General features: G+C 46.4%; 15 protein-coding genes. 9 read left to right on the forward strand and 6 right to left on the reverse strand.

The features are described from left to right. Positions 1-14: 14 nt before the first annotated feature. Positions 15-1,496 carry a hypothetical protein gene (locus ACQY3M_RS05570; protein WP_428066615.1) on the reverse strand — a complete coding sequence of 494 codons (1,482 nt, stop codon included), beginning with the start codon at positions 1,494-1,496 and terminating at the stop codon, positions 15-17. A gap of 155 nt (positions 1,497-1,651) precedes the next feature. Here ACQY3M_RS05570 and ACQY3M_RS05575 point away from each other — a divergent pair, with 155 nt between their 5' ends. The 4 genes from ACQY3M_RS05575 to ACQY3M_RS05590 all read left to right on the forward strand — a co-directional run bounded on the left by ACQY3M_RS05575 (position 1,652) and on the right by ACQY3M_RS05590 (position 10,128). Beyond that, the gene (locus tag ACQY3M_RS05575; protein WP_428066617.1) at positions 1,652-2,761 is read left to right on the forward strand and encodes an LptF/LptG family permease; all 1,110 of its coding nucleotides are present in this window, start codon (positions 1,652-1,654) and stop codon (positions 2,759-2,761) included. Then, positions 2,737-3,846 carry an LptF/LptG family permease gene (locus tag ACQY3M_RS05580; RefSeq protein ID WP_428066618.1) on the forward strand — a complete coding sequence of 370 codons (1,110 nt, stop codon included), beginning with the start codon at positions 2,737-2,739 and terminating at the stop codon, positions 3,844-3,846. Before ACQY3M_RS05575 ends, ACQY3M_RS05580 begins: the two co-directional genes overlap by 25 nt. 100 nt (positions 3,847-3,946) lie before the next feature. Then, positions 3,947-9,385, forward strand: coding sequence for a hypothetical protein (locus tag ACQY3M_RS05585; protein ID WP_428066620.1), 5,439 nt, complete (start codon positions 3,947-3,949; stop codon positions 9,383-9,385). 11 nt (positions 9,386-9,396) lie between these two features. Next, entirely contained in the window at positions 9,397-10,128 is a 732-nt protein-coding gene (locus ACQY3M_RS05590) for a ComF family protein (protein WP_428066622.1), read from the forward strand. Positions 10,129-10,153: 25 nt separating this feature from the next. Here the strand turns inward: ACQY3M_RS05590 and ACQY3M_RS05595 are convergent, their stop codons facing one another. The 5 genes from ACQY3M_RS05595 to ACQY3M_RS05615 form a co-directional block, all read right to left on the reverse strand. Beyond that, positions 10,154-11,053, reverse strand: coding sequence for a PdxA family dehydrogenase (locus ACQY3M_RS05595; RefSeq protein ID WP_428066624.1), 900 nt, complete (start codon positions 11,051-11,053; stop codon positions 10,154-10,156). 48 nt (positions 11,054-11,101) lie between these two features. Further along, a complete protein-coding gene (locus tag ACQY3M_RS05600; RefSeq protein WP_428066626.1) occupies positions 11,102-12,313 on the reverse strand; it encodes a peptidylprolyl isomerase in 1,212 nt (403 codons plus the stop codon). Next, the gene (locus ACQY3M_RS05605) at positions 12,300-13,148 is read right to left on the reverse strand and encodes a peptidylprolyl isomerase (RefSeq protein WP_428066627.1); all 849 of its coding nucleotides are present in this window, start codon (positions 13,146-13,148) and stop codon (positions 12,300-12,302) included. Before ACQY3M_RS05605 ends, ACQY3M_RS05600 begins: the two co-directional genes overlap by 14 nt. A gap of 102 nt (positions 13,149-13,250) precedes the next feature. Further along, positions 13,251-16,400: a DEAD/DEAH box helicase gene (locus ACQY3M_RS05610; RefSeq protein ID WP_428066628.1), complete on the reverse strand. Its 3,150-nt coding sequence runs from the start codon at positions 16,398-16,400 to the stop codon at positions 13,251-13,253. A 61-nt stretch (positions 16,401-16,461) separates the two neighbouring features. Further along, positions 16,462-18,582 (reverse strand): penicillin-binding protein 1A, encoded by a 2,121-nt coding sequence (locus ACQY3M_RS05615; RefSeq protein ID WP_428066629.1) that lies wholly within the window; start codon positions 18,580-18,582, stop codon positions 16,462-16,464. A 61-nt stretch (positions 18,583-18,643) separates the two neighbouring features. Here ACQY3M_RS05615 and ACQY3M_RS05620 point away from each other — a divergent pair, with 61 nt between their 5' ends. From ACQY3M_RS05620 to ACQY3M_RS05640, 5 genes are read left to right on the forward strand one after another with little or no spacing between them, the layout of a single operon-like run. Further along, positions 18,644-19,747, forward strand: a complete 1,104-nt coding sequence (locus ACQY3M_RS05620; protein WP_428066633.1) for a sensor histidine kinase — start codon at positions 18,644-18,646, stop codon at positions 19,745-19,747. Beyond that, positions 19,744-20,388 carry a response regulator gene (locus tag ACQY3M_RS05625; protein ID WP_428066634.1) on the forward strand — a complete coding sequence of 215 codons (645 nt, stop codon included), beginning with the start codon at positions 19,744-19,746 and terminating at the stop codon, positions 20,386-20,388. Before ACQY3M_RS05620 ends, ACQY3M_RS05625 begins: the two co-directional genes overlap by 4 nt. A gap of 1 nt (position 20,389) precedes the next feature. After that, positions 20,390-20,986: a 16S rRNA (guanine(966)-N(2))-methyltransferase RsmD gene (gene rsmD, locus ACQY3M_RS05630; RefSeq protein ID WP_428066636.1), complete on the forward strand. Its 597-nt coding sequence runs from the start codon at positions 20,390-20,392 to the stop codon at positions 20,984-20,986. Further along, entirely contained in the window at positions 20,967-21,704 is a 738-nt protein-coding gene (locus tag ACQY3M_RS05635) for a RecB family exonuclease (RefSeq protein ID WP_428066638.1), read from the forward strand. Before rsmD ends, ACQY3M_RS05635 begins: the two co-directional genes overlap by 20 nt. After that, positions 21,701-23,635 (forward strand): tetratricopeptide repeat protein, encoded by a 1,935-nt coding sequence (locus tag ACQY3M_RS05640; protein ID WP_428066640.1) that lies wholly within the window; start codon positions 21,701-21,703, stop codon positions 23,633-23,635. Before ACQY3M_RS05635 ends, ACQY3M_RS05640 begins: the two co-directional genes overlap by 4 nt. The last annotated feature ends 108 nt before the right edge of the window (positions 23,636-23,743 follow it).

Below are 23,743 nucleotides of genomic sequence, written 5' to 3' on the forward strand. Positions count from 1 at the left end.
TGTTAAGGACGGCTTTAATCTTCCGATAAAGACTGTATTATCTTTTGGGCTTCGGCTATCAATTTCGCGGGTGCCGCTTCTTCCTTAGCCTCGGCGTAGATCCTTATCAGATGTTCCGTGCCGGAAGGCCTTAAAGCCAGCCAGCTGCCGTTCCTTAAAATAAATTTAAATCCGTCTGTTTGGTCTATTCTCCAAACGGAAGTTTTGTTGATGGACAGCGGCGGACGGAGGTTCAACTTCTCCATAATTTGGTTGATTTCAAGTTCGCGCTTGGGTATGCTGACCTTTTTGTCGTAATACATATTGTATTTCTTGTAGAAATCCTTAAACAACTGTTTTAGCGTTTTGCCGCTTACCGCCAGCATTTCCAACGTGAGCATACAAGCCGCCAAACCGTCTTTGTCTGGCATGTGGTTTGATATGGCTATGCCGCCCGATTCTTCCGCACCGAAGATGTATTGGCCTGTCATCATAAGTTCGTTTATGTATTTAAATCCGACAGGCGTTTCCCTTACCGCCAAACCGTGCGCTTTTGCCACTTCGTCTATCAAATTTGTGGTGATTAAACTTCTGCATACCCTGCCTTTTTGGCCGCGGTATTCTATTATATGTTCCAGCAGTATAGGCGCGATTTGGTTGGGGGATATCCAATAACCGTCGGGCCCGATTATGCCGAATTTATCGCAGTCGCTGTTGCAGGCGATACCGACGTCAAGTTTCTTTTTAACCACCAATTTGCTTAACTCCGCGAGGGCTATCGGCCCGGCATTGGGGACCTTGCCCCCGAAAAGCACGTCCGTGCCTTCGTGCAGGCCCTCCACTTCGCAGCCGCAGAGTTTCAAAAATTCCCTAAAATAATTGTCAGCCGTGCCAAAAAGAGGATCTATGCCCACTTTGAGTTTTGCTTTCTTTATCGCTTTTACGTTTATCAAAGAGGCCAAATGTTTGATATATTCGTCTCTAAAGTTAAATTCGCTTACCGCCGAATTTTTGTAGCCGAACTCCGGCAGTTCTTTTACGGAACTGGCGGCAGGGGTATTGGCTTCTATGTCGGCGATAACCTCGTTATTGGCTATACCGCCGTAATAGGAAATCCATTTAAGGCCGTTTTGGGTATAATCGGCTTCGCTGGCGGTGATTACCACCGCGCCTACGGCGCCTTCCTTAAGCACCGCCCATTCAGCTACCGGCGTAGGCAAAGGATAAAACGCTCTCTTGACGCTTATGCCTTTTGAGGCCAAAACGTCGCAGACTATATCGGCGAATTTATCCGACATAAATCTGGTATCGGTGCCCACTATCACAAGCGGCCTTTTGAATTTAAAACCTCTTTCGTGTATATGCTTTTGGTATCCTTCGCCTTCAAATCCGTAATATTCGTCCGTAAAGATATGCTCGGCTATGCCAACGGAGAGTCTGTAAATGGTTTGGGCGGTAACATTTTCCGCGATGGTGCCTCTGAACCCGGCGGTAGAAAACTTGATATCATTGGCCATAAATACCTCATAAATATATAAATCTGTTAAAGCAATATACAAAAATTTAAGCCAAAAGGAAAGACGCGCCGCAAATATGCTTGGCAAGATATTTCGCTTTCCGCCTTTTGCGCGCCCGCGCAACGGGGCTTGTATATATTTGCTAAAATAATTCTGTGCCGGGAATAATATTTAGATATATATCAAAAAATTTGACGATATTCTTTTTTGGAATATTGTTCGTATTCGTTTTTGTCGTTTTTATGGGGCAGTTCTCCCAAATATTTACATATGCCATGAACTACGGCGCCGACGTGTTTTGGGTGTTTTCCACTATGCTGTATATGGTGCCCGATATATTGGTGCTTAGTGTGCCTATGGCTTTGCAGATCGCCATTTTGATGACGCTTACCTCCATGGGCCAGACGGGCGAGATTATGGCGCTGCGCGCGGCGGGTTTTTCTTTTACGGAAATAGCGCGCCCTGTCCTTATTTTCGCGCTGTTGCTTGTGGCCGTAATGACGGGCCTTAACGGCTGGCTCAGCCCTTTGGGCCGCCACCATGTGGAGCAAAGCAAGGAAGATATAGTCTCCAAAATATCGAAAGTAAACATAGAACCGCGCACTTTCATCGATTTGGGCGATTGGGATTTATTCGCCGAAGACGTCGATAAGGACAATAATATTATCTATCAGGTCCATCTCTCTCGCAAAAACGACGACAGCGCCCTAAGCACTAAGGTGAATGCTTCCAGAGGCAAGGTTGATATAGGTTCGCAGGGAATAAGGCTCACTTTATTTAAGGGGCAGATGCAGAGGGTATATTCTTTGGAAAGCAGGAAGATAATCACCTCCGAATTTAATAAGTACGAAGTTTATATCCCTCTAAGCCAAAAGAGTACTGACGACCGTCGTTTAAAAGCGGCCGAGCTTACAACGCCGGCGCTTATTAAAGCGGTAAGGCAAGGCAAGGATTCAATGGGGGAAAAGGAGTGGCGGGAGTATCGCCCCGCGATTAGCTATCGTATGTCTATGGCTTTATGCCCTTTGATATTTTTTCTTTTAAGCTGCCCGGTAGCTTTTATCACCACCAAAAAAGCAGGCCGCGCCGGCGCGATGATATACAGCTTGGCGTTTATCTTTGCTTATTTCGGGCTGATAACCATAGGCAACAGCGTAGCGGAAAAGACCGATATTACATTTTTGGTATATAGCGCGCCGTTTTTGCCGGTAATAGCCGGTTTGGCGGCGGGCGTTTATTTGTGGAAGAAGAGGCTTTCAGACTGATGAAGATTATAGACAGATACATAGCCAAGAAATTTTGGGGCCCCTTTGTATTTATTATCAGCATATTTGCCGTGTTGATATTCTTGGGCGACAGCTTGGAAAAAATGCGCTGGATAAACACCTACGGCACTACTTTGGCCTTGGTTCTTAAGTACAGCTTTTTGACTATGCCTTCCTGGCTGATACAAGTATTGCCCGTAGCGTGTCTGCTCAGCGCGCTGTTTGTGATATCGGATATGATTTCCGGTGGGGAATGGACTGCGTGCTTGGCGGGTGGATATTCGGTAAGGCAGATATTCAAACCTTTGATTTTATGTATTTTCATAATAGCGGCGGCAGGCTTTTGCGTGCAGGAATTTTTCGTGCCGGATATGAGCAAGAAAGCAGAACTTACCCGCCAGCGCAAAATAAGGGGTGAAAAGGATTGGTATTTTAACGTTCAAAACGACGTTACTCTGAGGCTGGACGGCAAGCGCGTGCTTTTCGCGAAAACGGTCAAGGCCGATGAAGGCCTTATGGAAGGTATGTTTATAGACGTTTACGATGATAACTGGGCGATAAGCTCTCAAATAAGCGCGCGGCGCTTTGTTTGGAACGAAGGCAAAGGCGTATGGGTGTTTGAAGACGGTTTTACCAGAAACTTCGGCAAGAATGCCAGTATAAAAGAGGAAAGTTTTGATATTATGGATTCCGATTTTTCCGTGCCGCCCGATCAAATAGCGGTGGGCAGCGCGAAGGCTTCTTATCTCAGTATAAGCGATTTGCTAAGACGCATAAAATTTTTAAAGGCGAGCGGGCTTACCAGCTATCAGGAGGAAACTTTCCTAAACGCGAAACTGGCCGCGCCTTTCGCCACGGTGATAATGTGCCTTTTGGGTATGCCCTTCGCGATAGCTTTAAAGCGTTCGAGCAAACTGCTTAACATAGTCGCGGCGATAGCGATAGGCTTTACTTTTTGGTGGATAGTTTCCATGCTCACTTCCGCCGGCCAAAGCGGAATGATAAACCCGATAGTGGCCGGCTGGCTGCCTGTTGGCCTTTTTGCGATAGTGGCTTATGTGGAGTTTGAAATCCTAAGAATATAACTATTTAATATTAAACATAATATTTTACATATTTAATAAGCAAGCATATAAATGATACGCTTGCTTATTATTTTTTATAAAATCTAAAATGGAGGACTTTGTGCTTAAAAAGATATTAAGACTGGTTTTAAGCTTTTGTTTGATGACGGAAGGTCTGGGCCTCAGCGCATACGGCGCGGAGGTTGCGGCGCCTTCCGCCGCGCAGGAGCGCGAACAGGGTTTTGAAAATTCGGTCTTTAAAGATCCCAATCGCTTCGGCGACGGGATAAAACTTTTTGAGCCTTCCAAATACGGCTTTTTGGCCGAGGATAAACCGCTCCTTTTGCCTTATGAGGAAGATTCTTCCGAAGATGAGGACGAATATTACAAATATAACCGCGCCTATCTGGAAAAAGTGATAAAGGATATGGACGGCGGAGTCCAGCTTAGGGAGCAGGCTACGGAGTATATCGAAATATTAAACCCCTCTCTCCTCTTGCCGATATACGGTACCACAATATCGATGACGGGGCGAAAGACTTTCGGCATCAAGTATGACGCAAAAAAATATAAAGAGAATAAAAGCACCGTAACCGACCGAGATACAAGCAGTATGGAGTTTGAGCAGGAAATGCAGCTTAAGGTGCAGGGCAAGATAAGCGACAGAATCTTTGTAGACATCGATTATGACGATCAGCGCGAAGACGCCCAAAATATAGGAGTATCCTATCGTGGCAAGCCGGGCGAGATTGTCCAAAGTGCGGACTTCGGCGATATAGAATTATCCCTGCCGGGAACGGAGTTTATATCTTACAGCAAACAGGTTTTCGGCGCGAAAATGCACCTTCAATACGGTGACGCGCATTTAAGGCTTATCGGCAGCCAAAACAAAGGCGAGAACAAAAGTAAGCAGTTCAAAGGCGATAGCGTCTTTGAAACGGTAAACATAAAAGACTTGCAATATATCAGACGCAAGTATTACGATTTGACCTTCGGCTATCAAACCGGCGCCAGCACCAGCACGCAGTGGACCTACGCCATAAAACAGGGTACGGAAAAGGTTTATATTGACGATCATACCAACGGCGGTTATCAGGTGGCGAGCAAGGCGGTGGATATAAAAACCGGCGCCGTATATCCCACCAACGGCGGGACGGCGGCCTTCAAATTGCTGACGCGCGGCGTGGATTACACGATAGACTATAACCAAAATATCCTAATATTCAACAACGGCCTCAGCGCGACGGATGTCGTAGCGATAGATTATCAAAACTCGCAGGGGGTTTGGGCCAGTTCCGCCCAGCCGGACGGTTATCCGATACTAATAAAGACAAATAACGAACGCCCGCTTGTTTCAAACGACGAACTGGATTATCAGCTGGAGATGAAGCGCTATTACAGTATAGGCACCACGCAAATCACGCGCGACGACGGCAGCGGCAATTTTATTTTGAAATTGCTTGAATCCGACGGCACGGAAGTTTGCGCCGCCAATGACAGCCGCCCCTTTTGCCAATTTACCGTCGATTACGATAAGGGTATATTTAAGATAGGCGGCAGATTCAGCGACGTCAGCTTGTATAACGCTACGCCGGCGTCTTCCACAAACAGATATTTTTTCGTGCAATATACCTCTACGGTAAAGACCTACTTTTTGGAGCCTGATTTAGTCGTCCAATCCGAAACTGTAAAAGTAAACGGGGCGACTATGGAGCGCAATAAAGACTATTACGTCGATTATGCTTCGGGCTTTATAACTTTCTACAATTCCGATTTGATAGGCTCAAACAGCGTTGTTGATGTTACCTACGATGTTGCCGGCGGCAGTGAGGATACGGCGCTTATGGGCGGGCGGTTCAATTATGATTTTACCGATAAAATATCCGTCGGCGCCAGTTTATTGAACGAATCGGGCAGCGAGCCAAAACGTGTGCCCAATGTCGGGGCGACGACAAGCAGCTTGATGGCTATGGAAGCGGATTTTAAGGTGGACAATGTGGAAGTGGTTGACGGCGTGCACGTAACTTTGGGCGCGGAGGCGGCGCAAAGCAGAAAAGACGAAAACCTTTTCGGTTACGCAATGGTGGACAGTATGGAAGAAACCAAAGAATACGTAAAAGCCTCCACTATATACAGCGATTGGAAAATAGCTTCAAACCCCACTGCGGGCACAAACTTCTTTGATGCCATTAAATGGGATTCACAGGATATTCCGATGCTTCAGATAAACCCTTCCGCGATAGCCAACGGCGACGACAAGCAAAACGTACTGTTGATAGATTACGATTTCAGCATAGCGCAGGATAAGGGCTTTGGCGACAGGGACGAGGTATCCATAGTCTACCCGATAAGCAGTTCGGGGGTCGACTTCTCCAACAAGACATTGTTCGAACTGACTATGCAAGGCGAAGAAAACGGCCCGCTTATCAATATTTCGTTTGGTACGATAAACGAAATGTCTGACAATTACACCGATTACAGCGCATTGTTGGCGGACGGATTTTCGCTGGATCAGATTTTCCCGGTATGCAGTAAATACTATGTAGCGGGAATGAACACCGTCCCCAAGACGGAAGATTTAAGATGTACCGGGAAATTGACCAATTCCGAAGATATGGGCTGGCTTTACATCAACCCGGACGGCTCGTATCAGAGATACAATCCTTTTGCCAATAACGTTTATAATCCTTGGCCTCAGCCTACGGGCGTGATAGAAACGCAGGACTTAAACGGCAACGGTTTATTGGATTCTGAAGATTTGACTTCGGGCGGCAATTTCGGTTTTGCGGGGCAGGAGATTAACGGCCTACCGGGCGGGGAGATAAACTTCAGCGGCTGGAAGACTTTTAATCAGGAGGTGGATTTCGGCTCCGCCACAAATGTTTGGGGTACTGACTGGACTTCCATACAGCAAATGCGCATTACCTTAAAGAGAAACCCCAACGGCGGTAAACTTAAAGGCCAAATCAAAATAGCGTCTTTGGGTGTATCTGGCAGCGTGTGGCAGCCGCTTGATACAGATGAGGAAGTCCTTTTAAGCTACGGCATAAACAATGTCGACAATATGAACTATAAGCCTATTTTCAGCGATAACGGCGACGGAGGGGAAGTCTTCCGAACTTTATACGGTTCTGTAAACGATTTAAAGAAAGACGACGGTACAAACAATATAGAAGAGCAGTCACTTGCTTTGCAGTACGACTTCAGCAAGAATCCGCTGCTTGATAAGGTTTCGGTGCAGAGGAACTTCAGCGCGATGGATTTTTCCAAGCACAAACAATTTAGATTTTTACTTTACAATAACGGCGAAATAGACGAGGATACATATTTCTTCCTGCGTATAGCGGCCGATGAAAACAATTACAGCGAGGTGCGAGTCCCTCTCAATTTTAAAGACGCCTGGCATCTGTACAGTTTGGAACTTATAGATACCAACGGCGACAATATCCCCGACAGGTGGGAAAATGTTTCCAAATACGATGCAACCATCACCAATGAGGGGATGTTAAATTACAAGAGGGTTGGTATAATAACTTCCGGTATTATGAAAAGCGGCGGGACAACTCCGCAGGGTGAGGTATGGCTGGACGATATTTTCCTGGCGGAATCAATCGTAACCGTCGGCAACGCCTATATGGCGCAGGCGCAGGTAAGCGTGGATAATTGGTTTGACGCGGGCGGCAAGGTAACTTATGTCGATGAGAACTTCCAAACGCCGGTGGCGGTGGCGGCCAATCAGAAGAATACTCAGGAAGATTATTACTTCAAATTTAAGAGATTTAAAAATTTGCCCATCAACGCCAAATATAACCGTTCCAATACCGTAACGCCGGACGTTTTGGGTTATAACAGCAGCAATACGGTCAGCCTCTTGGATAAAGGCGAGGTAAACCGCGACAGCGGCAGCATAAACGCGGAATATATAAATTCCAACTTCCCTCAGATAGGCGTGAATTATTCTTTTGAAAACGCCGACTATCAAATGTTGGAAAGAAACGACGACAGCGACACTTACAGCCTTACCCTTAACCATACCGCCAAGAGCAAGGACAATATAATAAAAAGCCTTTCGGCGGGCACTTCTCTGGTAAAGAGCAAGATAGATTACAGCGATTCGCAGCTTATCGCCGCGCAGGGCACCAGCTATAACAGCGACACCACCACGCAAAACTATAATTTTAAGATGACGCTTTCTCCTTGGCAGGGTACTTCCATCGTACCAAGCTACACTCTAAGCACCGCCGACGAAAAGAGAAAATATTACGATGCTTCCGTCGGGATAGAGGAATTCAGAAACAAAAAGTACAGCAAATCGGCCGCGGAGACGGCCTCAATCAGTACTGCGTTCAGGATAGCACCCTGGCTTACCCCTACCGCCAGTTACAGCGTCAGCATTAACGAGAACAATAACCTTACGCCCACTTCCTATAAAGTGAACGATAACACCTATACTTTTGACATTGGCGACGTAAAAAGTATTAACAGAAGTTCTGAGGGAAATGTGTCGCTCTCTTTAAACGGGCGCGATATGCTGCCCAAATCAAAATTATTTTCCGCGCTTACGATATCTGGCTCTTACAGAATGCAAGACGGCGACGCATGGGAAAATGTACCTGATTCCTTCGAGACTTTGGACAAACTTTGGCTTAGGAGTTCCATGGGCTTAAATTCGCCTTATAGTTACAGGAGCAGCATGACTTTGCGCGACACTTATAGCGCGGCTATGAGGTGGTCGCCTTTTAAGGAGTACGGCTTTAGCGGGATGGCCGCACCGATAAAAACGATTTCCATAATAAACAACTTCTCGCAAAGCTATCAGACCAGTGAGGATTTGGGCTCGCAGTACGAAACGGTAACTTCCACTTTGCCGGACGTGGTTTTCTATATAGACGAGCTGGAAAAACTGTTTGGCGCTTCTGATAATATACTTTCCGGCACAAATTTGAAACTCAAATATGCCTTATCTACTAACGAAACCCTCGGCACCAGCTATAAGGAAGATATCGCCTACGGCGGCGATTTGCGCTTTGTGCTTTTTAATTATTTTGACACAACTTTAAGCTATACGCAACAGACGCAGGACCAAACGGACTTGTTGGTCAATCAGCCTTTGGCGAGCTATTTGAGGAAAGATTTTTCCGCTCAGACTTCTTTCTCGCATCGCGCCTTCCGTTTTACTCCCAAGATAACCTATATCTATGACCGCAGCGAGGAAGTGGGCGACGTCTTGGTCGACAGCGTGGAGGAAATCGTACCCAGCCTTAATATCCGGGTGGACTTCAATTTGCCTTTCAGCTTCCGCCTGCCGATTTTGGGCGCGCAGTATCTTATGACAAACCGCGTGATATGGAATACAACCGCCAGCTATTCGCGCAGGCGTTCTTTTACCGTGGAAGAAAACCGCGATCTCTTGGATATTACAACTAGTTTGGATTATGAAATTTCCAAAAATATGCGCATAACGCTTTCCGGCGCTTTCCAGAATTTCAAACATCTTTATATAGCGGAGGATTCTTATACCGCTTACAATATCGGCACCGTCCTTACGATACAGTTCTAGCGGCATTGTTTATGAATCGGAAAATTTTTATAAAAGCGCGCGATTTGTTTTTGCATTTATTTTTCCCGCGGACCTGTTTTTGCTGCGGGCGGGATATCCCGAAGTCAAATCCCGCTTTGCTGTGCAGGGAATGTTTGCTTAAACTTGAGCGCTGCGAAGGGCTTATCTGCCGCCGCTGCGGACTGCCTTTAAAAAACGGCGGGGCCTATTGTTTTAACTGCCGCGGCGGCAAAGCCTCAAAATATAAATGTTCGTTTATACGCTCTTCCTTGGTTTTCAATGAGCCTTCACGTTCTTTAATCCATTCGTTTAAATACGAAAAATATACCGACATATCCAAATTCTTCGCCGCTTTAATGTATAAAACATATAAGGAAAATCCGCCTTATTTTGAGGCGGAGTTTATGACGCCCGTACCCATACACACCCGCCGCTTGAGGGAAAGGGGTTTTAATCAGGCTTTTCTCCTGGCAAAAGAACTTTCCAAATTAAACGGTGTGGAAGTAAACGATATATTGATAAGAACGCGCAAGACAAAAAGCCAAACTTCGCTCGGGCGCGCCGAACGCAAAGAGAATATAAAAGACGCTTTCGCCTTAAAAGCCGGGGCCGATGTCAAAGGCAAGGCTTTTATTTTGATTGACGACGTTTGCACTACCGGCGCCACTTTGGAAGAATGCGCCCGCATTCTAAAGGAAAACGGCGCGCGGGAAGTTTTGGCTTTAACCGCTCTTAGAGAGTAGGCCGATTTTCCCTTGTTGTTTGATCCTATTTGGATAAAGCGTATTTAACTGCCGCGAGCATTGAAGATTCGTCGGCTTTGTTTTTGCCCGCGATGTCAAAAGCGGTGCCGTGCGTCGGCGATACTCTTAAAAATTTAAGGCCCGCGGTTATGTGTATTACAGGCTCTTTGGCGGCCAATTTGAGGCCGAGCAGCGCCGCGTCGTGGTAAGTTATTAAAATCGCTCCGCTAAGCCCTTTCTTATGCCGAAGCCACAGAGCGTCTATCGGATATGGGCCTGATATGTTGAGGCCTTCTTTTTTAAGCTCTTTTACTGCCGGCATTATCGTTTGGATTTCCTCTTTTCCTATCTTGCCGCCGTCGCCGCAATGAGGATTGAGGGCGGAAACTTCAATGGGAGTATTTCTCCCCGCGATGTTTGCCAATATTCTGGCGGCGTCTTTAATGCGTTTTTTATCTATGGCTTTGCTTAAATCTTTTACGGCGTAATGTTCGGTTATCAGGGCGCAAATCAATTTGCCGCTTTTAAACGTCATAAGGGCACCTTCCCGCGCGGCTTTATCTCTTAGAAATTCTGTATGCCCCATATATTTTACGCCCGCTTTTTGCCAGGCCTCTTTTGATATTGGTGCGGTAACAAGAGCGTCGGCTTGTTTGGCGAGCATTAAATCCACCGCCTTTTTAAGAGCTTTAAAAGAAACATCTCCGCCCCGTTTTGATAGTTTTGCCTCTTTGGGGGCACGAAAGGGGGATTTTATGTCGATATATTTTATATCGCCCTTAAGCGGGCCGAATTTTTTAAAGTTTTCAATATCTCCGATCAGCGTAAATTCCGCCGCGCCTGGTTTGATTTTTTTTAAAGCCTTGAAAGTTGTTTCGGGCCCTATGCCGTAGGGGTCGCCCAAAGTTATTATTATTTTTTTCATAAATTAAAAAAGGGCGGGACCGCCCCGCCCTTTGAAATAAGCCTAAAGCTATTTTTTATTTTCGGTTTTGGCGGGCTCGGCTTTTGCCTTGTCGGACTCCGCTTTAGCGCCGTCTTTTGCCGATTGCGCTTTTCCGTCCGCAGAGGCATTTGCCGGCTGCGAATATTCAAATTTGACCATTACCTTAATTTCCGCTTTATCTTTAAGCGAGGCCAAATAATCCAAATTGGCTTTTTGCATTTCCGTAGCTGTCAGGAACTGGGCCAATTCGGGTTCTATATCTTTATAGGTAAAGTCTTTCTGCGCTTTTTTCTCGTTAACTTTTATTATATAGTAGCCGTCGTCCGTCTTGATGGGGTCGCTAATCGCGCCTACTTTGATATTGAATACTTTTTCGTCAAAATCTTTGGGCATAAGGCCTTTAATCAAAATCATTTCGCCGCCGGTAGCCAAAGCGGCTTTGTCGTTGGAGTATTTCTCTATCGCCTCGACAAAAGTAATCTTGCCGGAGGTTATTTGTTTTTTAATGTCTTTGGCCTCCTTCTCTTTAAGTTTCCAGTTGGCCTGCGTGGCGTTTTTATCCACCTTTATGAATATGGGGGAGAGTTTTATTTGCTCCGCAGTAAGCTGGGTAAGTTTCGCGGCTAAGGGGGCGGCCAAGGTGAGTCTTTCTCTGGAAAGCTTCTTTATTTCCGTTTCGTTGCCTTTCATCAATACGCGTATATCGTCGTAGAGCTGTTCGGTCTGCTCCTTGGTGGGAGCCTTTGCCTTTTCTCTCGCGACGGCGTCTATCATCTTCTTTACCGCAAGCTGATCTTTTATGCGTTGTTCAAATTGCTTATAGGTAAGCCCTTCTTTTTTGAGTTCCGCGTTAAAGGCTTTTTGGGCTTCTTTTTCGGAGAGAGTTTTGCCGTTCTCGTCCTTTTCAAAACGTTTTTTGATTTCTATTACATTTTCGTTGACTTCGCTGTCTTTTACTTTTATATTCTGTTCTTTTGCCGCTTGTAAAAGGAGCTGCTCTATTATCATTTGGTTTAAAACTTCTTCTTTTATGGCCGTTACATTGTCCTGATTTTCCAGCAGGGCCGGATTTTGCTTTTTGTAGACTTCCATTGTGGTGTCTATTATTTTTTGATATTCGGAATTCATTATGGGAGTTCCGTTTACCGTCGCCACGGTGGAATCCACCACTTTCGCATTAAGCAGAGCCGTACCTAAAAATAAGGCCGCCATAATTACGGTTATTTTATTTGCTTTCATTATTTGTTACCTCCACGCCGTACTTGCCTTTTAGGGAATTTAAGTAGGCGTCCATTTTTTGTCTTTCCAAAATTTCTTTTATACGGTCCTTAGCTTTATTGTAGCTAAGTTTTTCTTCGCCCGTTTTCATTATTATATGAAATCCGCGCGGCGTTTTTATGAATCCTTGCACCTGATAGGCGGGCGTATTGGCCGCGGCCACCTCTATCTGGGGCAGATATTCGCCAGGAATGAAGGGGGGCAATTCGCCTTTATTTTTCTTGGAAACTGGATCTTTTGAAAATCTTTTTACCGCGTCCTGGAACGTTTGTTTGGTTTTCGCGTTGCGTATGGCGCGGGTAACGTCGGCCGCTTCTTTGGCGTCTTGCAGCACTATTTCCATAAGATAGATCTGATAGGGATATTTATCGTGGTAGGCTTTTATTTCCTCTTCGCTTACGGCTATTGTACCGTCGTCATAGAGTTTTTGCGCCATCAATCTGGAAAGCGAATACTCTTTTGCTTTGGCCAGGCTTCTTTTTTGTTGATCTTCGATATCTTTTATTTCCTTAATATATTTTGGGTCTTTTTCCAAGCCGCTGTCCTTTGCGGCTTTTATGATAAGTTTCTCGTTGATCAAATAATTAAGGAAGTTTTCCCTTCCGATATCCGTGCCCAAATATTTTTGGAACGAATCGTCCAAAGAAGACGCTTCCGTTTCAAAATCGGTTTTAGTTATAGGTTCGCCCGCCACTGTCGCCAGGACGTCCCCACTTTGCGTATTATTGTTTAGCGGCATTTTCTCGCAGGCGCACAGTATAAGCAGAGCCGCTGCCAAAAGAGTTAATTTCCTCATACATACAGTTTAGCAGTTTTAAGGCAGATAAGACAATAAAGGCGGATAAAAGCGTTATGTTCGTACAGGCGGCGGCAGAAAGGAGTCCGTATAAATTATGTTTTATTTTATTTGGGCGGCGTCATTTGCGTTTTGCTCGAAGAGCATTACGGCGTTTAACATGGCCATAAGTTTTTTGGCTTGCGCGATAGGCTCGCCGTTTTTATGGTATATTCTAAGGCCGTCGCCGTTGGGTGCGGGAAGGAACTTCAAATTTTGGCGGAAAACTTCCAGCAGTTTGCCGATTGAGTGTTCCGGTATTTTAAAGGTTCGTGTAAAGAAAAATTCCGTAAAATTCTCCCCGCTTTCTATATGTCGGATATTTATTTTGCCCGCGTCCATGGACAGCTGCATAATCTCTATCAGGTTAAGCAGTTCCTTAGGGGCTTTGCCCGCCATATTTTCCAATTTGGCCAACAGCAGTTTTTTGCCTTCGTAATCCGATACCATAAACTCTTTATAATATCTAAGACGTTCGTTATCATTAGGCATATAATCGGGCGGGATATAGGCCGGCACTTTGAAGTTGGTGGTGGCGTATAAGGTTCTTGCTACAGGTATACCTTTGAGTTTTTTGACTTCGTTGGCCACCAAATCGCAGTATAAGGAAAGGCCGACCTCGTTTACGTATCCGTGTTGGCGTACGCCAAGCAATTCGCCGCCGCCCCTTATTTCCAAATCGCGCAGGGCTAGTTTAAAGCCGCTGCCCAGCTCGCTAAATTCCATTATCGCGCTGAGGCGTTTGCGGGCTTCGTCGTTGACGACTTTTTTCTTCTTGGCTATTTTCCCGAAGAAACTATCCACCGAGTATTCCACTTCTTCCTCTTTTCGCTTTAAAAGCCATTGCGGGTGCAGTAGGTAGCAGAACGCTTTGTTTGAAGAGCGCCCTATTCTGCCGCGCAGCTGATATAACTGCGCCAGCCCGAAATTCTGTGCGTTTTCTATTATAAGAGTATTGGCGTTGGTGACGTCCAGTCCCGATTCTATTATCGTAGAAGCCAAAAGCACGTCGTAGCGTTTGTTATAAAAATCCCAAAGGGTATTTTCCAGGGAGCGTTCGTCCATTTGTCCGTGTGCGGCGCAAATGCGGACTTCGGGCAGCAGTCTTTGCAGATAAGACAGTTTTTCCTGCATGGTTTCGACCTTGTTGTAAAGATAAAACACTTGTCCGCCGCGGGCGATTTCCTCCCGTATGGCAGTGGTTACCAGTTCGTCGCTGTAAGGCAATACTCTGGTTTTTATCGACATTCTGCCCTGCGGCGGCGTTTGGATTATCGACATTTCCCTCAAGCTGGAAAGCGATTGGTTTAAAGTTCTGGGTATCGGGGTGGCCGAAAGCATTAAGGTGTGCACCCCCAGGGACTTGGCTTTTATTTTCTCTTTCTGTTTTACGCCGAAGCGATGTTCCTCGTCTATGATGCAAAGGCCGAGATTTTTGAAATCAACGTCTTTTGAAAGAAGCCTGTGTGTGCCTATGGCTATGTCTACAACTCCCTTCTTTATCCTTCCGACGATGTCTTTTTGTTCCTTTTTCGTCTGGAAGCGGCATAGCATTTCTATCGTTACGGGGAAGGCGGCCATTCTCTGCGTGAAGGTTTTATAATGCTGGGCGGCCAAGACGGTGGTCGGCACCAGTACAAGCACCTGCGTTCCGCTTAAGGCCGCGCGCAAAGCCGCGCGCATCGCCACTTCCGTCTTGCCGAAGCCTACGTCGCCTATAAGAACCCTGTCCATCGGGCGGGACTGTATCAAATCGGCCATAATCTCCTCTATGGCTTTGGTTTGGTCCGGCGTTTGTTCGTAGGGGAAGGAATCGGCGAATTCCCGCTCGAGTCTATCGTCGCCAAACAGTTCTTGGGCTTTATTGGCTCTGCGCAGCGCTTCAAGGCGTAAAATTTCCTTGGCGGTTTTCTGTGCGTCTTCTTTTACTCTTTTCTTAACCTCGCGCCAAGCATTTCCGCTGAGAGATGAAATCCTGGGAGCTTTGCCTTTCAAACCTATGTATTTTTGTATTTTCCTGAAATCGCTTACGGGAATGTAAAGTTTCTCGCCGCGTTTGTATTCGATAATAAGACAGTCTACGGGAAGACCGTCATTCATGAGGGTTTTCATTCCCTGGTAGCGGCCTATGCCGTGTTCCTGATGCACGATATAATCACCAGTTTCCAGCTCCTTAAAACGGATATGCTTGGCTTGATTGCTGTCGAATTTCTTTATCAGCGAGGAGCCCCTGTAAGTCCTGTTCAAAACTTGAGTGGAAGTATAGATTACGAATTTTCCTTTGGGGCTGTAAAAGCCTTCTCTTAACGGGGCTATCAGAAGGGGAATTTTACGCAGATTTTCATAATCGGCGAAGACGTCCTGCAGTCTTCTCAGCTCGCCCATATTAAGGCAGTATAGTTTTAGGGAGTAACCCTCTCTCAGTCGCTCGCCCGCCAATGAATCGAAAAGTTTAAAATCTGCGTTAAGGGAGGTGTTCTGCTTTAGCCCGCCGTCTTCAAAGCCCTCTACGGGCAAATTATAAAAAGCGGTTTGCGCCTGCGGCAATAGGGCCGCGGCCTGTTCTGGCGGATTGTAGAGAAAAACCTCAAAATCTTTTGTCCAGTTAGCCAAATTGGAGGGTGTTTTTTCAAAGGCGAGCGGGGAAACGGCATAGCTTTCCAAATTCTCCTTGGTGTTTTGCGTTTCTATATCAAACAAAGATAGCGTGCTTACCATATTACCGCTGAAGTATATTCTGCACGGGCTTTCGTAATTGGGGCTGAAAATATCGACCACGGAACCCCTTACGGCGTATTGGCCGGATTTTTCTGTAAAGTCCGCGCGTTCGTAGCCGTATTTTTCCAGTTTAAAGAGCAAGTCCCCCCTGGTTATGGTTTGGGCTATATTTAAATTGATTATCCCGTCCGAGAAATCCTTTTTGCCGGGCAATTCTTTGGCGCAGGCGGAATATAAAGCCGCCGCGGCGACGGGTTTGTCAGAAGAATAAATATCGTAAAGCCCGGCGCTTAGGGAGTATTTGTCTTCCCCTATCAATGGGGAAATGAAATCTTTTTGCGGGGCGAAGGTTTTTAAAGCGAAGATGAAATCTTCCATTTCCTGTTCGTCCCGGCAGACAAAAAGGGTATTCGCGACGCCCTCTTTTTTGAGTTTGTCGGCTATCAAAAAAGCCGCGGCCGAAATATTAGGCAGCAATATGTTCTTTATCGACATATATTATAAAGATAAAAAACGCCCTTTATCTCAGGATAAGGGCATTTTCTGAAATTTAACTTTAGAAAGAGCTCGGCTCCGTCCCTTTCTTGAACGCTTCCAGGAATTTGTTTTTATCGCCCGGCAAAGCCAGCTTGCCCGTATCGGGATTGATAAAAGCAAAGGATATGCCGTCCGGTACGGGGAAGTCGTCGGCCGGTTCGTCTTTTAATACTTCCTGCATTATTGCCGTCCACCACGGGGCTACCGCTCCGCCGCCGGTCCAGCGTCCGCTTTCCTGTGATGTATCATCGTCGTATCCCATCCACGCGCCCGCTGCTATATTGGGCGTCATTCCTATAAACCAGGTATCTCTGTGGCTTTGCGAAGTTCCCGTTTTACCGGCTAAAGGCTTTTTTAATGCTCTGGCTACTCCGCCTGTGCCGCGCTGTACTACGCCTTTCATCATATTTATGAGAATAAAAGAATCCTGCGGGGAAAACGCTTCGCGTTCGTTGGGGATATGCTGTTCCAGCACGCGTCCGTTTTGGTCTTCCACGCGTTCTATGGCGTATTCCTCAACGTAAATACCGTTATTGGCAAAGGTGCTGAGCGCGCTGACAAGTTCGTCAAGGCTCATCACGGATACGCCCAAAGCCAAAGCCGGTGCATTTGGCAGTGCCGATTTTACGCCTGCCCTTCTTGCCACGTTTATCGTGTTCCTTACGCCTACGGCGTCAATCAGGTTTACCGCCACGAGGTTTTTGGAAAGCTCCAAAGCTCTTCTTAAAGTGGAAAAACCGGAAGATCCGCCGCCAAAGTTCCTCGGCGCCCAGACGTCAAAATCTTTGCTGTACATAAAAGGCTGCGCCGCCAGCTGCAGTGAATATTGGTCTTTTGCTTCGTCAAATACGCGCCAGTTGGAACCGTCGTAATAAAACACCATTTCCAAATCTTTTACCATTGAAGAGGGTGTGTAGCCCTTTTCCAAAGCGGCCATCCAAACAAATGGTTTGAAAGCGGATCCGGGCTGCCTTTTGGCCTGAGTTGCCCTGTTAAAACGGGATTCTTCATAGTTCCTTCCTCCCACCATTACCCGTATGGCACCCGTTTTGACGTCCCTGGCGAAAAACGCCCCTTGCAGTTGGGGATATTCTTCCTGTTCGGGTTTTTCTTCGGAGGTTTGCTCGTCCTCGTTTTCGAGGTTTTCTTCCGAGGGGATATCTTCGTCTATAATTTCTATACCCAAATTCTTGGCTATTTTTAAATCGTATTCGTGCAGGCGTTCATTCATTATCTGCTCGGCAAGGGCCTGTTTTTCTATATCTATCGTGGTATAAATGTTAAGACCGCCTTTCCAAAAGGTATCCATACCGTACTTGGGTTCGAGTATGCGTCTTACGTATTCAATAAAGTAAAGGCCGGGCTTTTCGTCGGCTTGTTTCTTTTCCGGCAAAGGTTCCTCTTTTGCGGCTTTGGCTTCATCTTCGGTTATAAAGCCCATTTCCAACATGGAGTTTAATACCAAAGCCCTTCTTTGTTTTGCCATTTCAGGATGCGCGAAAGGATTGTACCTGCTGGGCAGGGGAATTACTCCAACCATCATGGCGCTTTCGCCTAAAGTCAGTTCGCTTAAGTCCTTGTTGAAGTATTTCTTCGCGGCCGCTTTAACGCCGTAAGCGCCTTCACCCAAATAAATTTCGTTAAGGTACATTTGCAGGATTTCCTGCTTGCTGAAAGCGTGTTCTATTTGTACGGAAAGGAAAATTTCCCTTATTTTTCTAATGATTTTCTTTTCCTTTGTAAGGAATACGCCCCTGGAAAGCTGTTGTGTCACCGTAGAACCGCCTTGAGCGGCTTTTCCTATTAAGAGGTCGTTTATCAAAGCCCTCAAAATGCCTTTGAGCGAGAACCCGGCATGCTTAAAAAAATTTCTGTCTTCCATCGCAATTACGGCGTTTTGGATGTCTACGGGTATTTCGTCAAGCGGGACGAGTTGTCGTTTTTCCACGGAAAATTCGTATATAAGGTTATTGTTCCTGTCAAAAACTTTAGTGGTTAAAGAAGGGGAGTATTCCTCAAGCTCATAAACGGGGGGGATACCCGATACGATATAGTATGTAACCGCCGCGGAAACAAATATGACGAACAGCGCCGCGCAGATAAAGGAAAGTATAAAAAACTTAGACTTAAATATATTCATTATTTAATTATATCAATTTATGTAACTATAAAACATAATTGAAAATTAGTACAATAAAATTATGGATATTTGTAAGAAAAAAAATTCGCTCTGTTGCCGCGTGGGCAAGAAGGAGCTGGATTTTTCCTGCGCGCCGCAAAAGGAATTGCCGGAGGCTAGCCAAACCTCCGCTTCCAAATATACCTGTCTGTATCTTTTGGACAGAAGCCATAAATGCGCCTTTATTTACGGCTGCGGGAACGAATTTCCGAAGAACTTCAAAGATCAGGTAAAGAAAAGCGCCCTGCACGTAAATTCCCACAAAAAGGCTTTCGAAAATCAGAAAATATCTTATGAATGGTTTTTGGACGGCTCCAAGAAAAAGCCGGAATTGTACCGGACTATGCTTGTGCCTCTTGGCGAAGAAAACGGGGAAGTAGATAAGGTTTTGGGCATAGTCAGAAAGGTTAACGATAAGCCGGAAACGCAAAATTTGTCCTATAGCGTTGCGGAAGGCGAGGCGCCCAGCATGGTTCGCCTTTTGATGAATAACCGAGAGGCGGAAAAAAAGAAAATAGCTTCTCTTCTGCATGACGAAATCGGTTCGGCCGCGGTAGCGATAAATTCTCTCTTGTCTATCCTTAAGGAAGACATAAAAGACGGCAAAAAGGCTCAAGCTCTTAAAGACGCGGACAAATTACAAAAAGCGGTGGCCAGTTCCATGGAGAGAATGAAGAAGGCCATAATCAATTTGAGGCCGCCTCAGCTCGACGATGTCGGGCTGGACGCCGCCCTTCGGCATTTGGTCGACGGCGTTGCGGAAAGTTCTTCTCTTGAAATAGACTATAAATATAAAATAGAGGAGGAAGTAAAACTTTCCGAAGACGTAAAAACCGTCCTGTTCAGAACGGTTCAAGAGGCTTTAAACAATGTAGTTAAACACTCCAAAGCCGATAAGGTGAAAATAAGCCTTAAGCAGGATGCGGACAAAATTCTGCTTTTGGTGGAAGACAACGGTATCGGCTACGAGGAAGAGGGTAGCAAATCCGCCGACAAACTGGGGATACTGGGAATGAAAGAAAATATATCCTATATCGGCGGCAGTATGGCTATAGAAGGCAAACGCGGAAAGGGAACAAAAATAAAGGTTGTTTGCCCGATAATTTCATATAAGAGGTTTCTATGATAAAAATAGCGATGGCTGATGATCACGTAATAGTACGCGATGGCATAAAAGCCGTAGTGGAGCGCAAAGGAAAGGATATGCGCCTTGTAGCGGATTTTTCAAACGGGAAGGACCTGCTTGAATTTGCCAAGAAGGAAGGCGCGGACGTATATTTGGTAGATGTTTCAATGCCCGTTTTAAACGGTATAGAAACTGCTTACAAACTTCAGAAGGCGCAGCCTTCGTCCAAGGTTATAATGCTTAGCATGTACGATGACAGAATTACGGTGGAAAAATCGTTAAAAGCGGGAGCCAAAGGCTTTGTGGTTAAGGTGAGCGAAGCCGACGAAATTTTGGAGGCGGTAAAAGCCGTAACGGAGGATAAAGTTTTTCTTTCACCTTCTGTAAAAGGCTATTTTGAGAACGGCCTCCCCGGCGGCAAGATAAGCAGGGCGCGCCGCAGAAAACAGCTTACCCCCAAGGAAAAAGAGATTTTACAGCTTATCGCGGAAGGATACAGCAGCAAACGCATGGCCGAAGAATACGGCCTTTCTGTAAACACAATACACGTGCACCGCAATAATATAATGAGGAAGCTAAATATACACAAGCAGGCCGATCTTATAAGATACGCCATAAAAGAGGGCATAGCGCACATATAGTATGAGGATAATAGCCGGTACGGCCAGGGGCCGCAAAATATTTTCTGTATCCAAAAACTTACCTGTCAAACCGATATCGGACAGGATAAAGCAATCGGTTTTTGATATAATCCGCCCGCGCATAACGGGCGCAATTATGCTTGACTTGTTCGCGGGAACGGGGAACGTATCTTTGGAGGCTTTGTCGCGCGGCGCGCTTAAGGCGGTTATGGTGGATAAGGAGCCGGCCTGCCTTAAAGCGCAAAGGCGTAATTTGGAGCATTTGGGCTTTGAAGACAGGGGTAAATCCCTAAAGGGCGATTTGCTCGCCAAAGATTTGGCTTGGCTCTACGCTTACAGCGAGGGCGAAGGCTACGACATTATTTTTATGGGTCCGCCGTACAGGGACATAAACAACAAGCCGCTTAAATTTTCCGCTCCGGTTCTGGAAAAAGTGGCGCAGGCCAAACTTTTGGCCGATAACGGTATAATAATTTTGCAGCATCACAAGACGGAAGAGTTTGCCGTGCCGCCCTCTCTGGAAATTTACAGGGAAGAGAAATACGGCGATACTTTGGTGCACTTTTTGAGAAATAAAAATGATACCCAACAATCCTAAGGAATTAAATTATTCCAAAGTAAAGACATACAGGGATTGCCCGTACCTTTTCAAGCTGAAATATATAGACGGTAAAAGGGAGGGCCTTATCCCTGCGACGTCGCTTGGCGTTTCGATACACCGCACCTTGGAGGCGTACCACGCGCAAAGCAACGACCCGAGCGAACTGCTTAGATACTATAACCGTTTTTGGCTTGGCGCGGGCTATGGCAGTGCGGGCGAGCAGATGGAATATTATCTTAAGGGCAAGCGAATGCTTGAGGTGTATGAGCAGAAAGAATATTCGCGCGACACTACGGTAGACAGTACGGAGCGGGAATTTATTTTTGAGTACGAGGGATGGAGCTTCCGCGGCAAGATAGACCGGGTGGATCGTTTGCCCGACGGCAGTTGGGAAGTGATAGATTATAAAACCGACGCGGCGATGGATGAAAATTTCGACATAAAAGATTCTCTTCAGCTGGGGATATACAGCATCGGCGCGCGGCGCGCGTGGAATATGCAAAAGGGGAAAGCGACGATGTATTTTGTCGCTTTGGACAAGAAAATATCGGCCGATTTTTCAATTTTCGACGAGAAGTTTATACTTGATACTTTTATTTTGGCGGGGCAAAGCATAGAAGCGGGCGAATTTGAGCCCGATACCCGCCATTGCAAGTATTGTCTTATGAACAACCGTTGCCCTTACAGCACGGAAAAAGGGGAGGATAAAAAATGAAATTTTTCGCGGGTCTTGTTATCGGGGTATTGCTTTGCGCCGCGTTGGCGGGTTTTGGCGGATATTATCTGCTTGGCGAATTGAAGAATATGGGGCAGACGCAGAAGGCTACTTATGCGCAGAATACCGTGGCGGCGGATCCTGCGCAGGAGGCGCTTAGGCAGGCTTTGGAATCTTTCAACGCCGCTTCCGATCCGCGGGATATGATTGCGGGATTGGATAGGATAATAAGCCTCCGCCCCGACGAGCCGCAAGCCTATGCGGCCAAAGCGGCCCTGCTGATGAACCAAGGCGATTATCAAGGCGCGCTTTACAACTATAACAAGGCTTTGTCTTTGAATCCCAATTCGGCCGATTTATATTTGGGCAGAGCCACCGCTTTAATGATGAACGGCGATTATGAACGCGCCAATATGGACTTGAGTACGGCTTTGAATTTAAACCCCAGCTTGGCGCAGGCCTATTATAACAGGGGCGTGAGCAATATCAATTTAGCCAGAATAAGGCCAGCGATGGCAGATTTTGCGCAGGCCCAAAAACTGTTTGCCTCCGCGGGCGACAGAGCAAATTATATGCAGGCCGCCCAAGCGTTGAACTTAATCAAAAGTCAAAGTGCGGCTTTAAATAAAAATTCGGCCGCGGCAAAGGCGGATATGGCTAAAACGGCGAAGGAACTGAGGGTTTCTTCTTCTCCCGCGGCAGACCGAAATACGGCGGCTAAACTAAAAAGCGAACTTACCCGCAGTTTGAGCGGAATGTCGGAGAGCCTGAAAAACGGCGACAATAAGAATATGCTGGAGAAATTTAAGCAGGTATCGGCGGGGCTCAATTCCGGCGAAGTCGACCTGGGCGATTTTAATTCCTTCCTTAATTCCGCCTCCGAGAAAATGGCGCAAGAACAAGGCTCCGCTAAGAAAAACCTTTTGGATTATACATCCGACGCCAAAGAAAAAATGGCGAAGGGCGATTATCAGGGTGCGGTGGCGGATTTGGATAAAGCGATAGAATTATCTTCCAAGCCTTCGGATTTATACGCCCAGCGCGCGGCGCTCAATATGCAAAATAAGAATTATAAAGCCGCGTATGAAGATTATTCCAAAGCGATAGAGGCCGATAAAAATAACGCTTCTGCTTTGTTAAACAGGGCCAAGCTGCTTTCGTCCATGGGCAACAGCAAAGCCGCCGCGGCGGACGCGGACGCGGCAAAAGCTCTATACGAGCAGCAAGGCAATAAGGAAGGCGCCATACAGGCGGAAAACATTTCTAATTTGGCGCGCGGCGTAAGCACGCAGAAAAGGAGCGTAAGGGACGGGATATCGGAGGCTCTTTTCAAAGACGCTTCCAACGCATACGCCAGCGGGAACTACCAAGAATCTTTAAATAAATTCAACGAGCTGGCCCAGCGCCAACCCGATGTGCCTGAGGTCTATTATAACAGGGCGATAGTCAATGCGGCGGCGGGCAATAAAGAGGCCGCTTTGAAAGACTACCGCCAGGCCTCGGCGATGAATCCCAATTTGCCGGACGCGCGCATTGGCGCCGCTTCTATACTTATGGAGCAGGGCAAAGGCGAGGAAGCCATTAAGGAAATAAACGCCGCGCTTGAAATCAATCCCAATATAGCATCTGCCTACAAGATGAGGGGTATGCAGACTCTTCAAAACGGCGACGCGCAAAAGGCTGTGGAAGATTTGTCCAAGGCGATAGAGCTGGACAATAAAGATGGGGCAAGTTATTTTTCCAGAGCTTTGAGTTATGCCCAGCAGGGTAACTTCGATAAGGCTCGGGAGGACTTCGCCAATGCCAATGCCTTGGCAGCAGAGCAGGGTAATCAGGAACTGTTAAATGAGGTCGCCAAATACCAGAAAATGCTGGAAGACGTGGTAACCCAGCAGGCTCAACAGGCTCGGCAGCAGGCTGCGCAGCAGTAAGAAAAGAATTATTTAAACCCAAAAATATCGGGCAAGTTTCCTGCTTGCCCGATTTGTTTTTTTTGTTCGTTTTTATTTTAAACGAAAAAAAGAGCTCCTTCCAAAAAA

This window comes from Candidatus Proelusimicrobium volucris (genome assembly GCF_959605025.1).
Lineage (GTDB): Bacteria > Elusimicrobiota > Elusimicrobia > Elusimicrobiales > Elusimicrobiaceae > Proelusimicrobium > Proelusimicrobium volucris.

Bases quoted from the DNA above. Each gene is read 5' to 3' on its own strand.
- ACQY3M_RS05615 (WP_428066629.1), bottom strand. From the start codon at position 18,582: ATGAATATATTTAAGTCTAAGTTTTTTATACTTTCCTTTATCTGCGCG.
- ACQY3M_RS05625 (WP_428066634.1), top strand. From the start codon at position 19,744: ATGATAAAAATAGCGATGGCTGATGATCACGTAATAGTACGCGATGGC.
- ACQY3M_RS05605 (WP_428066627.1), bottom strand. From the start codon at position 13,148: ATGAGGAAATTAACTCTTTTGGCAGCGGCTCTGCTTATACTGTGCGCC.
- ACQY3M_RS05570 (WP_428066615.1), bottom strand. From the start codon at position 1,496: ATGGCCAATGATATCAAGTTTTCTACCGCCGGGTTCAGAGGCACCATC.
- ACQY3M_RS05595 (WP_428066624.1), bottom strand. From the start codon at position 11,053: ATGAAAAAAATAATAATAACTTTGGGCGACCCCTACGGCATAGGGCCC.
- ACQY3M_RS05600 (WP_428066626.1), bottom strand. From the start codon at position 12,313: ATGAAAGCAAATAAAATAACCGTAATTATGGCGGCCTTATTTTTAGGT.
- ACQY3M_RS05610 (WP_428066628.1), bottom strand. From the start codon at position 16,400: ATGTCGATAAAGAACATATTGCTGCCTAATATTTCGGCCGCGGCTTTT.
- ACQY3M_RS05620 (WP_428066633.1), top strand. From the start codon at position 18,644: ATGGATATTTGTAAGAAAAAAAATTCGCTCTGTTGCCGCGTGGGCAAG.
- rsmD (WP_428066636.1), top strand. From the start codon at position 20,390: ATGAGGATAATAGCCGGTACGGCCAGGGGCCGCAAAATATTTTCTGTA.
- ACQY3M_RS05590 (WP_428066622.1), top strand. From the start codon at position 9,397: ATGAATCGGAAAATTTTTATAAAAGCGCGCGATTTGTTTTTGCATTTA.
- ACQY3M_RS05635 (WP_428066638.1), top strand. From the start codon at position 20,967: ATGATACCCAACAATCCTAAGGAATTAAATTATTCCAAAGTAAAGACA.
- ACQY3M_RS05640 (WP_428066640.1), top strand. From the start codon at position 21,701: ATGAAATTTTTCGCGGGTCTTGTTATCGGGGTATTGCTTTGCGCCGCG.